Below are 14672 nucleotides of genomic sequence, written 5' to 3'. Positions count from 1 at the left end.
CCCAGGAACGGTAGCGGAAAGTTCACTGAATCGAATAACCCGGCGCCTGTGTCACCGTGTACGGTTACGCGCCCGCGACGGCCACCAAGCCCAGTTCGGCGTCGGACGCGAGCAGCGCGTTGTGGGGAAGCACACGGACCGTGTACCCGACAGCACCCGACAGCGGGACCGGAGCCTGGATCGAATACAGCTCGCTGCCCTCGTCGGCGCCGATGTGGCGCATCTCGATCGTGGTCGTGTCGGAGAGGTCGTCGGTCGGCGAGACCCGGCCGAGTATCGCCTGCACCACCACATCCGACGGCGCGAGCCCGCCGAGGTCGACGCGCGCGTGCAGTGACAGTTCCGCGCCGATCACCGGGGTGTCGGGCAGGCCCGAGCTGTCGACCTGCGCGATCCGCACCGACGGCCACGCGGCATCGACGCGCCTGCGGTACTCGGCGACCGCCGCGGCGCCCGCGAACTTGTCGGCGGCGGCCCGGCCGAACGCGGCGGCCGCCGGTCCGTAGTACTGTTCGGCGTAGTCGCGCACCATCCGCGAAGCCAGGACCTTCGGACTGGTGGTCTGCAGGGTGTGGCGCACCATCTCGGTCCAGCGGACCGGCACATCGCCGGCGTCGCGGTCGTAGAAGCGCGGCGCCACAGTGCGTTCGACGAGTTCGTAGAGCGCCGAGGCCTCGAGATCGTCGCGGCGCGATTCGTCGCGGACACCGTCGGCGGTGGGGATGGCCCAGCCGTTCTCGCCGTCGAACATCTCGTCCCACCAGCCGTCGCGGATGGACAGGTTGAGGCCGCCGTTGAGCGCGGACTTCATCCCCGAGGTACCGCACGCCTCGAGCGGGCGCAGCGGATTGTTCAGCCACACATCGCAACCCCAGTACAGGTAGCGGGCCATCGACATGTCGTAGTCGGGCAGGAAGACGATGCGATGACGCACCTCGGGATCGTCGGCGAACCGCACCACCTGCTGGATCAGGGCCTTGCCACCGTCGTCGGCGGGGTGGCTCTTGCCCGCCACCACCAGCTGCACCGGCCGTTCGGGGTCGAGCAGCAGCGCGCGCAGGCGTTCGGGGTCGCGCAGCATGAGGGTGAGCCGCTTGTAGGTGGGGACGCGGCGGGCGAAACCGATGGTGAGCACGTTCGGATCGAAGACGTCGTCGATCCAGCCGAGTTCGGCGGCGGCGGCGCCGCGCTGTCGCCAGGAATCGCGCAGCCTGCGCCGCACTTCGTCGATCAGGACGCCGCGCAACGTGTTTCGCGTCGACCACAGCTCACCGAGGTCGACGTCGCTGAGCTTCTCCCAGCCCCGCGCCTCCTCGACCAGTTCGGGCCCGACGAGTTCGCGGGCCTTGTCGATCCATTCGCGCGCGGCCCAGGTCGGGGCGTGCACGCCGTTGGTGACCGAGCCGATCGGCACCTCGGCCGCGTCGAATCCGGGCCACAGCGCCGCGAACATCTCCCGGCTCACCTCGCCGTGCAGTTTCGATACCCCGTTGGCGCGCTGGGCCATGCGCAGACCCATGTGCGCCATGTTGAACACCGAGGGGTCGCCCTCGCGCCCGAACGCGAGGATCCGGTCCACGGAAAGCCCCGGCAGCAGCGCGGATTCGGATTCGCCGTGCGAGCCGCCGAAGTACCTGCGCACCAACGGCATCGGGAAACGGTCGATGCCCGCGGGCACCGGGGTGTGCGTGGTGAAAACGGTTCCCGCCCGCACCGCGGCGAGCGCGGTCTCGAAATCCAGTCCACCCGCGATGAATTCACGCATGCGCTCGACGCCGAGGAAACCCGCGTGGCCCTCGTTCATGTGGAAGACATCGGGATCGGGCAGGCCGTTGGCGCGGGTGTAGGCGCGCACCGCGCGCACGCCGCCGATACCCGCCAGGATCTCCTGCTTGATGCGGTGATCCTGGTCGCCGCCGTAGAGCCGGTCGGTGACGGCTCGCAGTTCGGGGTCGTTCTCGGCGATATCGGAATCGAGCAGCAGCAACGGGATCCGCCCCACCTGCGCGATCCACACCCGTGCCCGCAGTACCCGCCCCTCGGACATGCCGACGTGGATGAGCACCGGCGAACCGTCGCTGGTGAGCAGGCGCAGCGGCAGGCCCTGCGGATCGAGCGCCGGGTAGTGCTCCATCTGCCAGCCGTCGGCCGACAGCGATTGCCGGAAATACCCCGAGCGGTACAGCAGCCCGACACCGATCAGCGGCAGCCCGAGGTCCGAGGCGGCCTTGAGATGATCACCGGCGAGGATGCCGAGACCGCCGGAGTAGTTCGGCAGCACCTCGGTGACACCGAACTCCATCGAGAAATAGGCGATCCCGGCGATGTCGGTGCCGGTCTGCTCCTGGAACCAGCGCGGCCGTGTCAGGTAGTCCCGCAGACCCGCGGCGGCCGCGTCGACGCGCGCGAGGTAGGCCGGCTCGGCGGCGAGCTCGTCGAGCCGTTCGGCAGGGACCTCACCCAGCATCCGTACCGGGTCCTGACCGACGGTTCGCCACAACTCGGGGTCGAGCTCGGCGAACAGATCCTGCGTCGGGCCGTGCCACGACCACCGCAGGTTGGTCGACAACTCACCCAGCGCGGCGAGCCGCTCCGGCAAATGGGCACGGACAGTGAACCGACGAAGTGCCTTCACCCCGGAAGAATAAACGATCGCGCCCGCACTGGGGGTCTAGGTGAATCGGGCAGCGAACTCGGGGCTCGGCGGGACCTCGGTGATCACGTCGATCAGGACGCCGGCGGGGTCGGCGACGATGAAGTGGCGCTGACCGAAGTCTTCGGTGCGCAGGTCGAGCTCGGCGCGCAGGCCGCCGGTTTTCACGAGTCGGTCCCACTCGGCGTCGACATCGTCGACCTCGAAATTCAGCACAACACCCTGTACGGGTTTTCCGAAGCCTGCCGGGATCGTGGGGTGGGTGGGGTCGAGCAGAGCCAGTTCGTAGGTCGGCTCGTCGTCGGCACCCGGCCGCCGCAGGCTGACGTACCAGTCCGCCTCGAAGACGATCTCGAAGCCGAACCAGGCCGTGTAGAAGTCGCGCGATTGCGCGATTCGGGTGGTGGCGAGAACGGGGTAGTAGCTGCTGAGTTTCATGGGATCACCTTTCACATACCGTCGGTATGTATCGTACGATAGTTCACATACCATCGGTAGGTCAACGGGAGGGCACTCGATGAGCTCGACGGCACGGACGCGGCAACGCGAGGAGACGCGGCGCATCCTGCTGCACGAGACCAGGGCGCTGTTCGCCGCGAAAGGCTATGCCGCAGTAGGGCTATCGGAGATCGTGACGTCCGCCGGGGTCACCAAGGGCGCGCTGTACCACCACTTCGGCAGCAAGGCCGACCTGTTCCGTGCGGTCCTCACGCAGGTGCAGGAGGAGGTGGGCGCGCAGGTGGCCGCCGCCGCGGACACCGAGTCCGACCCCTGGACGCAGCTCACCACCGGCTGCGCCGCGTTCCTGCGAGCCTGCGCCGACCCCCGTGTCCAGCGCATCCTGCTGATCGACGGCCCCGCCGTCCTCGGCTGGCACGAATGGCGGGCCATGGACGAAGCCAACTCTGCCCGCCACCTCGACGAAGCCCTGCGAACCCTCGTCGACGCCGGTGTCCTTGCTCCGCAACCGATCGCCCCGCTGACCCAACTGCTCTCCGGCGCGATGAACGAAGCCGCGCTGTGGCTGGCCACCACCACCGCCCCCGGCGCGCTCACCGACACCATCGCCGCCCTCGACCGCCTCCTCGCGGGCCTGCGCATCGCCTGACCCCACGAAATCCGTTCGCCATACCCCGGCACTCCGTGTCACCATGCACCGATGCCGCACTGGGTCGATGTCCTGCCCGAATTCCTGGTCGCCGCCATCATCTTGGCCGCGCTTCCCGGACCCGCGACGGCGCTGTTCCTGCAGCGATCGGTACGCGACGGGCGCTCGGCAGGTCTGGCCGCGGTAGTGGGCAACGAGATCGGCATTCTCGGCTGGACGCTCGCGGGCGGCACCGGGCTGTCGATCCTGCTGGCGGCCAACCGCTGGCTCAACACCACCATGCACGTCGTCGGCGCCGCGGTGCTGATCTGGCTCGGCGTGCAGTCGTGGCGCCACGCCCGCGGCCACCACGACGAGTTCGGCGCCGCGCTCACCGCGAAACTGCCCGGCGGCAACACGCCCGTCGCCGCCTTCCGCGCCTCACTGATCTCGATCGCCGCCAACCCGAAGGCCGCCGTCTTCGGCATGACGATCCTGCCCCAGTTCCTCCCGGACGAAGGCCCCGTCATCCCCACCCTCCTCATCCTCGCCACCATCCAGGTCGTCGTCGACGGCGCCTGGTGCGTAGGCGTGGTGCTGGCCGCCGACCGAGCGGGCGCCTGGCTGCGCCGCGCGGCGATCCGCCAACGGATGGAACGAACCCTCGCCGCCATCCTGGTGGCCCTCGGCCTCGGCCTGGCCGCGGACACCCGCTGAACACCGCGTCCTCCCCCCGGCCGCCGACGCTCCCCACCCAGCGAAAGTGCAGTAAGTTAGCCGAGTGACCGGCCGGATTGCCATCGATGACATCGCCCCGTCCATTCCCGGCGGCCGCCCGGCCAAAGCCGCAGTCGGCGAGGTGTTCCCTGTCCGCGCCGTCGTCTGGCGCGAGGGTCACGACGCGGTAGCCGCCACCCTGGCGGTCCGCGCCCCCGGCTCCTCCCGGATCACCCGCATCCGGATGACGCCCGACTACCAGCCCGACGTGTTCAACGCCCTCTTCACCCCCCACCTCCCCGGCGTGTGGACCTACCGCATCGAAGGCTGGAGCGACCCCCTCGCCACCTGGCGAAGCGCGGTCGAGGCGAAGTTGTCGGTCGGCCAGTCCGCCGCCGACCTCGCCAACGACCTCGAGATCGGCGCCGTCCTGTTCGAACGCGCCGCCCAAGCCGTCCCGAAGAAGCAGTTCGAACGCCTGCGCGCCGCCGCCACCGCCCTGCGCGGTGACGAACAACTCCCGGCCCGGGTCGCGCCCGCGTTCTCCGAGGAGGTCGCCGAGATCCTGCGCGCCACCCCGCTGCGCGAGATGGTCACCCGCGGCACCCAGTTCTCGGTCCTGGTCGAACGCCGCCGTGCCCTGGTCGGCTCCTGGTACGAGTTCTTCCCGCGCTCCACCGGCGGCCGCGACGCCGACGGCGCCCCGATCCACGGCACCTTCGCCACGGCGGCCCGCGAACTCCCCCGCATCGCCGGCATGGGGTTCGATGTCGTCTACCTCCCGCCGATCCATCCGGTCGGCGAGGTGAATCGCAAGGGCCGCAACAACACTCTCACCACCGAACCCGGCGACGTGGGCTCCCCCTGGGCCATCGGCTCGGCGGACGGCGGACACGATGCCGTGCACCCGCTGCTGGGCACCGAGCGCGACTTCACCGAATTCGTCTCCGAGGCAACCGCTCTCGGCCTGGACGTCGCCATCGACCTGGCCCTGCAATGCGCCCCCGACCATCCGTGGGTCGCCGCCCACCCGGAGTGGTTCACCACCCTGCCCGACGGCACCATCGCCTATGCCGAGAACCCACCGAAGAAGTACCAGGACATCTACCCGGTCAACTTCGACAACGATCCCGACGGTCTCTACGCCGAGATCCTGCGGGTGGTCCGGCACTGGATCTCGCTGGGCGTCACCATCTTCCGCGTGGACAACCCGCACACCAAGCCCGCCGACTTCTGGGAGTGGCTGATCACCGAGCTGCGCCGCACCGACCCCGACGTGATCTTCCTGTCCGAAGCGTTCACCCGCCCCGCCCGCCTCTACGGCCTGGCCCGCCGTGGCTTCAGCCAGTCGTACACCTATTTCACCTGGCGCGTGCACAAGTGGGAACTCACCGAGTTCGGCTACGAGATCGCCGCCAAGGCCGACGAGGCCAGGCCCAACCTGTTCGTGAACACCCCTGACATCCTGCACGAGAGCCTGCAGTACGGCGGCCCCGGCATGTTCGCCGTCCGCGCCGCCCTCGCCGCCACCCTCTCCCCCACCTGGGGCGTGTACTCCGGTTTCGAGCTGTTCGAACACGAGGCGGTCCGCGAGGGCAGCGAGGAGTACCTCGATTCCGAGAAGTACGAACTGCGTCCCCGCGATTTCGCCGGCGCCCTCGAACGCGGTGAATCGCTGGAACCGTGGCTCACCCGCCTGAACGAGATCCGCCGCAATCACCCGGCGCTGCAGCAGTTGCGCTGCATCCACTTCCATCACGTCGACAACGACGCGCTGATCGCCTACTCCAAGGTCGACCCGGCCACCGGCGACGCGGTGCTGGTCATCGTGAACCTCAACCCCTATGCCGCCGAGCAGGGCCACATTTCACTCGATCTCCCCGCCATCGGCCGCGAATGGCACGACCACCCGGTGGTCTTCGACGAGGTGAGCGGCGAGGAATACCACTGGGGCCAGCAGAATTTCGTACGCCTCGACCCGACGCGCGCGGTCGCGCACATCCTGTCACTGCCCGCAGTCCCGGCCGCGGCCCGCGCACCGCTGGCCTACCGCGAGACACTGTGATGAAGCGCCGCGATCTCCTGCTGCTGGCCGCAGGCACCCATCCCGACCCGCACACCGTCCTCGGCGCGCACGCCCACGCCGACGGCACCGCGGTCCGTGTCCTTCGCCCCCACGCCGACACTGTGGCGGTGCTCGTCGGGGAGTCCGAGCATCGGCTGAAATCGCTGGGCCACGGCATCTTCGACGCGATCCTGCCGTATCCGCAGATCGACGACTACCGTATCCGCGCCGAGTACCCCGGCGGCCAGACCGTGATCTCCGCCGACGGCTACCGCTTCCTGCCCACCGTCGGCGAACTCGACCTGCATCTCATCGGCGAAGGCAGGCACACCCGCCTCTGGGAGGTTCTCGGCGCCCACCCGCGCCACTACACCACCCTCGACGGCGAAGTCGACGGCACCTCCTTCGCGGTGTGGGCCCCGAATGCCCGCGGCGTCACCGTCTTCGGCGATTTCGACCACTGGAGCGGCACCTCGGCCCCGATGCGCGCGCTGGGCAATTCCGGTGTGTGGGAGGTGTTCGTGCCCGGCGTCGGGCCGGGCACGCGGTACAAGTACCGGATCCACGGCGCCGACGGCCGCGTCGTGGATCACGCGGACCCCCTTGCCTTTTCGACCGAGGTTCCCCCCGCGACCGCCTCGGTGGTGGCCGGCACCGACCACGTGTGGACCGACAGCGCCTGGCTCGACCGACGCGCGAAAACCGACGCGGTCCGCTCCCCCATGAGCGCCTACGAAATCCACCTCGGTTCCTGGCGACCCGGCCTCGACTACCGCGAATTGGCCCACCAGCTGGCCGATTACGTCCGCGCGACCGGATTCACCCACGTGGAGCTGCTGCCGGTCGCCGAGCACCCCTTCGGCGGCTCGTGGGGGTACCAGGTCACCTCGTACTACGCCCCGACCTCACGTTTCGGCAGTCCCGACGACTTCCGCTACTTCGTCGACCACCTCCACAACGCGGGCATCGGGGTACTGCTCGACTGGGTCCCCGCGCACTTCCCCCGCGACGAATGGGCACTTGCCCGTTTCGACGGCACCCCACTCTACGAACACCCCGACCCGCGCCGCGGTGAGCAACTCGACTGGGGCACCTACGTTTTCGACTTCGGGCGCAACGAGGTCCGCAACTTCCTGGTCGCCAACGCGGCCTTCTGGATCTCCGAATTCCACATCGACGGCCTGCGCGTAGACGCCGTCGCCTCGATGCTGTACCTGGACTACTCCCGCCCCGACGGCGGCTGGGAGCCCAACATCTATGGCGGCCGGGAGAATCTGGAAGCGGTCGACTTCCTGCAGGAACTCAACGACACCGTGCACGGCGCGCATCCCGGCGTGGTCACCATCGCCGAGGAGTCGACCACCTGGCCCGGCGTCACCCGCGGCACCGACGTCGGCGGCCTCGGTTTCACCATGAAGTGGAACATGGGCTGGATGCACGACACCCTCGGCTACCTGGGTCGCGACCCGATCCACCGCTCCTGGCACCACAACGAGATGACGTTCTCGCTGGTCTACGCATGGAGTGAGAACTACGTCCTGCCGATCAGCCACGACGAGGTCGTGCACGGCAAAGGCACCCTGTGGACCCGCATGCCCGGCGACGACTTCGCCAAGGCGAGCGGCGTGCGCGCCCTGCTCGCCTACATGTGGGCCCACCCCGGCAAGCAACTGCTGTTCATGGGTCAGGAATTCGGCCAGTTCCGCGAATGGGACAACGATCGCGGCCTGGACTGGCAGGAACTGGACAACCCACTCCACCAGGGCATTTCAACAATGGTCGCCGATCTCAATCGCACCTATACCGCCCACCCCGCGCTGTGGACCCAGGACGCCACCCCCGGCGGCCACTCCTGGATCGAAGCCGACGACAGCACCGCCAACGTCTTCGCCTTCCTCCGCTGGGGCACCGACGGCAGCGCGGTGGCGGCCGTGTTCAACTTCTCCGGTTCCCTCCGCGAGAACTACCGCATCGGCCTGCCCCACCCCGGCCCCTGGCACGAGATCCTCAACACCGACGCCCACGAATACGCGGGCTCCGGCATCGGCAATCTCGGCATCGTCACCGCCGTCGACACCCCCAGCCACGGTCACCCCGCCTCGGCCACCGTCACCATGGCGCCCCACAGCGCCCTCTGGCTGTCCTGGACGGTCTAACGATCCAGGTCGACCCGAATCGTCAGCAGGTCGGTACCGAACGCCCGCACCGCGGTGCTGTTGTAGCGCGGCAACTGCCGCAGTCTGGCCCGCGCGTCGTCCCCGGGCAGCAGCACGGCGGTCCCCGGGTACCAGCGTCCGCCCAGACGCACCCTGACCTTGTTGTCGGCTTTGATGTTGCGCACATACTGCGAGCGATCCCCGAACTCGGAGACCAGCCAGAACTCGTCGCCGACGCGCCGACCACCGATCGGGGTGACCCGCGGCTGCCCACTCACCCGCCCGACCGTCTCGAGCAACTGCTGACCGGGCAGTCTGCCCAGTATCGGATTCAGTCGCCGCTGCAACGCGGTGACGATCCGATGCTGGATATCGTTCTTGGACGCCATATTTCGACCGTAGCACCGCTCACTCGCAGCGATCTGAGCACGGCGGTCGGTCGAAGGTGACCCGAACGTGGCTGGGCTGTGGGTGTCAGTACAGGGCGGCGGCGAGCTTGCGGCGGGCCGCGATCACGAAGGGCTCGGCGGGGTCGAACAGCTCGAACAGTTCGAGCAGGCGGGTGCGAGCCTTGGTTCGGTCGTCGCCCGCGGTGCGCTTGACGATCGCGATGATCCGTTCGAAGGCCGCCTCGGGGCGCTGTTCGAACATTTCGACGTCGGCGGCGTCGAGGGCGGCGTCCAGGTTCGCCGGGTCGGCGTCGGCGGTGGCCACCACCGCCGGATCGAGCTGCTGGGCCCTGGTCAGGAAGCGCAGCTGGCGCAGGGCCGCCTTGGCTTCCTCGTTGCCGGGTTCCTCGGCGATGATCGCCTCGTAGGCCGCCTCGGCGCCGGCGAAGTCACCCTCGGACAGCTTGTCCTCGGCGTCGACGAAGCGCGGATCCTCGACCTCGGGTTCGGCGGGGGTCGCGTCGGGGTCGCCCTCGAGCTTGCCCGCGGTCGCGTCCATCACCGCATCGAGCCACTGGCGGACCTGCGGGTCCGGCTGGGCGCCTTCGAAGTCGGCCAGCGGTTGCCCACCCGCCACCGCGATCACCGTCGGAATGCCCTGCACACGCAGCGCCTGGACGATGTTCATATTGGCTTCGGCCTCGATCGCGGCCAGATCCCAGGCGCCGCGGTCTTCGGCGTTGAACCGTTCGAGCGTGCGAACCAGCTCGACGCTGCCCGCGCTGCGCTGCGAGAACAGCACGACCACCACGGGCACCTGCGTGGAGCGCCGGATCACCTTGGCTTCGAAATCCGCCTCGGTGACCGTGTGGTTCCCCGAGGCCGGAGCAGCAGCAGCGGCACCGCCGGGCGCGGCGGGCGGCTGCTTCAGCGCGGACAGATCCACCGCGCCGGACATGGCGGCGGCAGCGGCGGGCGAAGGACGGCGGGCAGCGGGTCGAGTCACGGTTTCCAGTTTGTCACGAAGCCGTCGGGGCGGCAGCCGCGGAGCCCTTGCTCGCGTCGGCGCTCAGCTCGCCCAGCTGACCGGTGCGCACCGCCCAGACCTCGAAGATCACGGTGAACAGCGGCGGAATGCTCGACGCCAGCGCCAGCACCGTGGTCTTCCAGTTCCAGTTCAGCTCACGCGAGGCCAGCAGCGCGGACAGCACGAACAACACGAAGATCCCACCGTGGACCGGGCCGAAGATCTTCACGCCGATCTCGTTGCCCTCGGCGGGCAGGTACTTGAACGCCATACCGGTCAGCAGACCGATCCAGGACAGCGCCTCGAGCACCGCGAAGAACCGGAACCGGCTGGCCGTTGACCGCAAATCGAAGAAACCCATGCCCACCATTGTGCCGCATGATCTACGACACCACGTAGTTGGACCGGTCACAGCGAAAGCCCTGGTACTCACGAGGAATACCAGGGCTTTCGTGGTCGAACAGGATCAGGCGGGAACGCGGATGATCAGCGCGTCGCCCTGGCCGCCACCGCCACACAGCGCGGCGGCACCGACGCCACCACCGCGACGCTTCAGCTCCAGCGCCAGGTGCAGCAGGATGCGCGCACCCGACATGCCGAGCGGGTGCCCGATGGCGATGGCGCCACCGTTGACGTTCACCTTCTCCGGGTCGTAGCCCAACTTGCGCGTCGAGGACACCCCGACGGCCGCGAACGCCTCGTTGATCTCGATCAGGTCCAGATCGGCGGGCGTGATGCCCTCCTTCGCGCACGCGGCGAGGATCGCGTTGGCCGGCTGGTCCTGCAGGGTCGAATCCGGCCCGGCGACCTGGCCCGCGGCGCCGATCTCGGCGATCCACTCCAGGCCCAGCTCTTCGGCCTTGGTCTTGCTCATCACGATCACCGCGGCCGCGCCGTCGGAGATCTGCGAGGCGGTGCCCGCGGTGACAGTGCCGTCCTTGCGGAAGGCCGGACGCAGCTTGCCCAGCGACTCGACGGTGGTGTCGGCGCGAATGCCCTCGTCCTCGGTGACGTAGACCGGGTCACCCTTGCGCTGCGGCACGGCGACCGGCACGACCTCGTCTTCGAACAGCCCGTTCTTCCACGCGGCGGCGGCGCGCTGGTGCGAGGCCGCGGCCAGCGCGTCCTGATCCTCGCGGCTCACCTTGTCCAGGTCGTTGCGATCGTCGGTGAGCAGGCCCATGGCCTGGTCGGTGATCACGTCGTGCAGGCCGTCGTAGGCCATGTGGTCGACGAGGGTGGTGTCGCCGTACTTGAAGCCCTCACGGCTCTTGGGCAGCAGGTGCGGGGTCTGGCTCATCGACTCCATGCCGCCGGCCACCACGATCTCGTGCTCACCCGCGCGGATCAACTGATCGGCCAGCGCGATCGCGTTGATGCCCGACAGACAGACCTTGTTGATCAGGATCGACGGCACATCCATCGGGATGCCCCCGGCGATGGCGGCCTGGCGCGCGGGCAGCTGCCCCGCGCCCGCCTGCAGCACCTGGCCGAGGATCACGTAGTCGACCTGCTCGGGCGCGACGCCGCCCTTCTCGAGCGCGGCCTTGATCGCGACACCGGCCAGATCCGAGGCCTTGAAGCCCTTCAGACCGCCCAGCAGCCGACCGACCGGGGTACGCGCACCGGACACGATGACAGAAGTGGTCACGAAAGCCTCGCATTCATTGAGTCGATCCTCGCGGACGCACACAGCAGCACCGCACGCGTACAGGAGTTGGACTCCACGGTAACCGGTATCGGCCCGCGCCCGGCACGCAGGTCCGCGCTAGCTTCGTGGGGTGACCAATGAGAACTTCATCCCCGCCGACTACGTCATCGCCGTCGACCACGTGGGCATCGCCGTGCCCGACCTGGACACCGCGGTGGCCTGGTACACCGACAACCTCGGCATGGTCGAGACCCACCGCGAGGTGAACGAGGCCCAGGGCGTCGTCGAAGCCATGCTGTCGTGCCCCGCCGCCGCCGACCGCGCCACCGCCCTGCAGTTGCTGGCCCCGCTCACCCCGGAGTCGACCATCGCCAAGTTCATCGACCGCAGCGGCCCCGGACTGCAGCAGCTGGCCTACCGGGTCACCGATATCGACGCGGTTTCGGGTTTCCTGCGCGGGCGCGGAGTGCGTTTGCTGTACGAAGCCCCTCGCCACGGGACCGCCGATTCCCGCATCAATTTCATCCATCCGAAGGATGCTGGCGGTGTGCTGGTCGAGCTCGTGGAGCCGAACCCGGATGTTACGCACTAGTACGCCGGTACTGTCGGTAAATCTCGGCGAGATCACAATCACGGTCGAGTCTCCATACGCTCGCTCGAGGCTGTATTTTGTGTGCCATGTCGTCACCTGAGTCCGATCGCAATCGCTTCGTTGCACTGCCCTTCACCGTTGTGCGCAAGGGTTATGCGCAAGACGAGGTGCGCAACTACTTCGACCGCTTCGACGCTGAGCTCCGCGTCACCGCCACCGACCGGGACGCTGCCGCAGCGCAGGCCCGCAATCTCGCCAGCCAGCTGGAAGATGCACGTGACGAGATCGACGAGCTCCGCAAGGAGGTCGACCGGCTTTCCGTGCCGCCGACCACCGCCGAAGGCATGTCCGACCGCATCTCGCGCATGCTGCGCCTGGCCTCGGACGAAGCGTCCGAGGTCCGCGCGCTGGCGCAGGCCGAAGCCGCCGAGATGGTGTCGATCGCCGAGCAGCAGGCCACCGAGATGCGTGGCAAGTACGAGTCGCTGCTCGCGGAGACCAAGGAGAAGCGCGAGGCGCTCGAGATCGAGTTCGAGCAGACCCTCGCGAACGCGCGCACCGAGTCGGCCAAGATCATCGAAGCCGCCCAAGCCGATGTCGAACGTCTGGGCAAGGAGGCCGAAGCCAAGCGCAAGGCCACCCAGCAGGACTTCGAAGCCACCATGAACGATCGGCGTACCAAGCTGACTCGGGCCATGGAGGAGCTCGAGGCCACCAGTCGCGCCGAAGCCGCCCAGCGGATCAAGGACGCGACCGACGAGTCGAACCGCCTGATCAGCTCCGCCACCCAGACCTCCGAGCGCAAGATCGCGCACGCGAAGGAACTGGCCGAGGAGATGCGCGTGCTGCGCGGCCGGGTGCTCGCCCAGCTGCTCGGTATCCGCGGTCAGCTCGATTCCGTGCCCGCCATGCTCGCCGCGGTCAACCGCGAGAGCGAACTGCTCGACGGCACGCCGGAGCGCAAGTCGATCAGCAACAACGGCAACAAGTCGGTGTCGAGCTCGCGTCAGAACAAGGCCATCCCCGAGGTCGCCGACGAGGACATCGTCGATGAGGACCGCGAGAGCGCCGACGTCAACTAACCAGCTGTCGGACTCGTCACGACATTCACCCGGAAAACCGAAGGCCGCCTCGAATCATCGAGGCGGCCTTCGGTTTTCTGTCTCTCAGGTCACGACCAGCGGCGGGTGATGCCGCGAGTGCGCCTGCCGTTCCAGCAACCCTGGTGCCAGTGCCTGCGGTCCTCCTCGCCGCCCTCGACGGCCCAGGCCACGATGTGGGCGACACCGATCGCGATCTCGTGGTCGCAGCCGGGGCACCGATAGGACTTCACCGCACGCGCGCCGGGAACCGTTCGCACGATATAGGTTTCGTCGCCCGGACCGTCCTCGGTGCGGCCGTACACGTCGCCGATCGGCCTAGGCGCCGCAGAACGTCCGCTGCGCGGTCTACGTCGCGGCATGACACTCCTCCTAGAACAAGCGGAAAACGTTGCTCTCCGTGCCGCGTAGCTCGTCGTAATCGAGCGTGAGGCACCGGATTCCACGGTACTCGGCCAGTGTCTTCGCCTGCGGCTTGATCTGCTGTGCCGCGAACACCCCGGCCACCGGGGCCAGCAGCGGGTCGAGGTTGAGCAGTTCGAGATACCGGGTGAGCTGCTCGACACCGTCGATGTCACCACGCCGCTTGATCTCCACCGCCACGGTGGCGCCGTCGGCATCGCGGCACAGCAGATCCACCGGGCCGATCGCGGTCATGTACTCGCGCCGCACCAGGGTGTACCCCTCCCCGAGCTTCGTCACGTGTTCGGCGAGCAGCTCCTGCAGATGCGCTTCGACGCCGTCCTTCACCAGGCCGGGGTCGACTCCGAGCTCGTGCGAGGAATCGTGCTCGATCTCCTCGATGGTGATCCGCAATTCCTCGCCGGCCTTGTTGGTCACGACCCACAGCGCCTTAGCCGTCACCGGCTCCGGAGTCTGTCCCTCCCGCAACGGCCGTACGCCGTCGGGCAAGGCGGCGGGCATCGCGTCCGGCACTTCCTGCTCCACCAGCCAGCACGGCGGACTCATCCAGTTCAGCGGCTTGTACGAGCCGCCGTCGGAGTGCACGAGCACCGACCCGTCGGCCTTGATCAGCAACAGCCGACGAGCCATCGGAAGGTGGGCGGTCAGTCGACCGACATAGTCGACCTGGCAACGAGCAATGACGAGGCGCACCCAAGCACTGTAGGCGACGACCCGGGGAACGCAAAAAGGCCCTCCAACCGAAGTTGGAGGGCCTTTCGCAAAGATGTTCCGGCAGTGTCCTACTCTCCCACACCCTGTCGAGTGCAGTA

Annotated in this window: 14 protein-coding genes; 6 read left to right on the top strand and 8 right to left on the bottom strand. The window is 68.3% G+C overall.

The window, feature by feature from the left end:
• Positions 1 to 64 precede the first annotated feature (64 nt).
• Together glgP and ACWDXS_RS34680 are read right to left on the bottom strand one after the other, a co-directional pair.
• Entirely contained in the window at positions 65 to 2635 is a 2571-nt protein-coding gene (gene glgP, locus ACWDXS_RS34685; RefSeq protein ID WP_449972395.1) for an alpha-glucan family phosphorylase, read from the bottom strand.
• Positions 2636 to 2671: 36 nt separating this feature from the next.
• The gene (locus tag ACWDXS_RS34680) at positions 2672 to 3091 is read right to left on the bottom strand and encodes a VOC family protein (protein ID WP_379316617.1); all 420 of its coding nucleotides are present in this window, start codon (positions 3089 to 3091) and stop codon (positions 2672 to 2674) included.
• A gap of 79 nt (positions 3092 to 3170) precedes the next feature.
• On the opposite strand from ACWDXS_RS34680, the gene ACWDXS_RS34675 reads away from it, so the two are divergent.
• From ACWDXS_RS34675 to glgB, 4 genes are all read left to right on the top strand, one after another.
• Positions 3171 to 3761 carry a TetR/AcrR family transcriptional regulator gene (locus ACWDXS_RS34675; RefSeq protein WP_449972392.1) on the top strand — a complete coding sequence of 197 codons (591 nt, stop codon included), beginning with the start codon at positions 3171 to 3173 and terminating at the stop codon, positions 3759 to 3761.
• 51 nt (positions 3762 to 3812) lie between these two features.
• Positions 3813 to 4457, top strand: a complete 645-nt coding sequence (locus ACWDXS_RS34670) for a LysE family translocator (RefSeq protein WP_449972389.1) — start codon at positions 3813 to 3815, stop codon at positions 4455 to 4457.
• A gap of 64 nt (positions 4458 to 4521) precedes the next feature.
• On the top strand, positions 4522 to 6522 hold the full coding sequence (locus ACWDXS_RS34665) for an alpha-1,4-glucan--maltose-1-phosphate maltosyltransferase (RefSeq protein ID WP_379315030.1): 2001 nt from the start codon (positions 4522 to 4524) through the stop codon (positions 6520 to 6522).
• The gene (gene glgB, locus ACWDXS_RS34660; protein WP_449972385.1) at positions 6522 to 8678 is read left to right on the top strand and encodes a 1,4-alpha-glucan branching protein GlgB; all 2157 of its coding nucleotides are present in this window, start codon (positions 6522 to 6524) and stop codon (positions 8676 to 8678) included. The genes ACWDXS_RS34665 and glgB overlap by 1 nt, the downstream gene beginning before the upstream one ends.
• Here glgB and ACWDXS_RS34655 read toward each other — a convergent pair.
• The 4 genes from ACWDXS_RS34655 to ACWDXS_RS34640 form a co-directional block, all read right to left on the bottom strand.
• Positions 8675 to 9067, bottom strand: a complete 393-nt coding sequence (locus ACWDXS_RS34655) for a nitroreductase/quinone reductase family protein (protein WP_378996688.1) — start codon at positions 9065 to 9067, stop codon at positions 8675 to 8677. The two genes, glgB and ACWDXS_RS34655, sit on opposite strands and share 4 nt — an antisense overlap.
• An 85-nt stretch (positions 9068 to 9152) precedes the next feature.
• The gene (locus ACWDXS_RS34650; RefSeq protein WP_387449147.1) at positions 9153 to 10025 is read right to left on the bottom strand and encodes a tetratricopeptide repeat protein; all 873 of its coding nucleotides are present in this window, start codon (positions 10023 to 10025) and stop codon (positions 9153 to 9155) included.
• A 61-nt stretch (positions 10026 to 10086) separates the two neighbouring features.
• On the bottom strand, positions 10087 to 10464 hold the full coding sequence (locus ACWDXS_RS34645) for a DUF3817 domain-containing protein (protein WP_378996685.1): 378 nt from the start codon (positions 10462 to 10464) through the stop codon (positions 10087 to 10089).
• A gap of 96 nt (positions 10465 to 10560) precedes the next feature.
• Positions 10561 to 11745 (bottom strand): acetyl-CoA C-acetyltransferase, encoded by a 1185-nt coding sequence (locus tag ACWDXS_RS34640; protein WP_378996683.1) that lies wholly within the window; start codon positions 11743 to 11745, stop codon positions 10561 to 10563.
• Between the two features lie 130 nt (positions 11746 to 11875).
• Here ACWDXS_RS34640 and mce point away from each other — a divergent pair, with 130 nt between their 5' ends.
• Both mce and ACWDXS_RS34630 read left to right on the top strand, forming a co-directional pair.
• Positions 11876 to 12337, top strand: coding sequence for a methylmalonyl-CoA epimerase (gene mce, locus ACWDXS_RS34635; protein WP_378996681.1), 462 nt, complete (start codon positions 11876 to 11878; stop codon positions 12335 to 12337).
• Between the two features lie 86 nt (positions 12338 to 12423).
• Positions 12424 to 13419 (top strand): coiled-coil domain-containing protein, encoded by a 996-nt coding sequence (locus ACWDXS_RS34630; protein ID WP_084473310.1) that lies wholly within the window; start codon positions 12424 to 12426, stop codon positions 13417 to 13419.
• Positions 13420 to 13508: 89 nt separating this feature from the next.
• Here ACWDXS_RS34630 and ACWDXS_RS34625 read toward each other — a convergent pair whose 3' ends face one another.
• Together ACWDXS_RS34625 and nucS are read right to left on the bottom strand one after the other, a co-directional pair.
• A complete protein-coding gene (locus ACWDXS_RS34625; RefSeq protein ID WP_449972379.1) occupies positions 13509 to 13799 on the bottom strand; it encodes an ATP/GTP-binding protein in 291 nt (96 codons plus the stop codon).
• A 10-nt stretch (positions 13800 to 13809) separates the two neighbouring features.
• Positions 13810 to 14553 carry an endonuclease NucS gene (gene nucS, locus ACWDXS_RS34620; protein ID WP_378639483.1) on the bottom strand — a complete coding sequence of 248 codons (744 nt, stop codon included), beginning with the start codon at positions 14551 to 14553 and terminating at the stop codon, positions 13810 to 13812.
• Between the last annotated feature and the right edge of the window lie 119 nt (positions 14554 to 14672).

The sequence above is a fragment of the Nocardia sp. NPDC003183 genome (assembly GCF_053590715.1).
Note: the sequence above shows the minus strand (reverse complement) of the source record. Positions and strands in the feature narration are given on the sequence as shown.

Bases quoted from the DNA above. Each gene is read 5' to 3' on its own strand.
- ACWDXS_RS34625 (WP_449972379.1), bottom strand. From the start codon at position 13,799: ATGCCGCGACGTAGACCGCGCAGCGGACGTTCTGCGGCGCCTAGGCCG.
- ACWDXS_RS34650 (WP_387449147.1), bottom strand. From the start codon at position 10,025: ATGTCCGGCGCGGTGGATCTGTCCGCGCTGAAGCAGCCGCCCGCCGCG.
- glgB (WP_449972385.1), top strand. From the start codon at position 6,522: ATGAAGCGCCGCGATCTCCTGCTGCTGGCCGCAGGCACCCATCCCGAC.
- ACWDXS_RS34630 (WP_084473310.1), top strand. From the start codon at position 12,424: ATGTCGTCACCTGAGTCCGATCGCAATCGCTTCGTTGCACTGCCCTTC.
- ACWDXS_RS34655 (WP_378996688.1), bottom strand. From the start codon at position 9,067: ATGGCGTCCAAGAACGATATCCAGCATCGGATCGTCACCGCGTTGCAG.
- ACWDXS_RS34680 (WP_379316617.1), bottom strand. From the start codon at position 3,091: ATGAAACTCAGCAGCTACTACCCCGTTCTCGCCACCACCCGAATCGCG.
- ACWDXS_RS34645 (WP_378996685.1), bottom strand. From the start codon at position 10,464: ATGGTGGGCATGGGTTTCTTCGATTTGCGGTCAACGGCCAGCCGGTTC.
- ACWDXS_RS34675 (WP_449972392.1), top strand. From the start codon at position 3,171: ATGAGCTCGACGGCACGGACGCGGCAACGCGAGGAGACGCGGCGCATC.
- ACWDXS_RS34670 (WP_449972389.1), top strand. From the start codon at position 3,813: ATGCCGCACTGGGTCGATGTCCTGCCCGAATTCCTGGTCGCCGCCATC.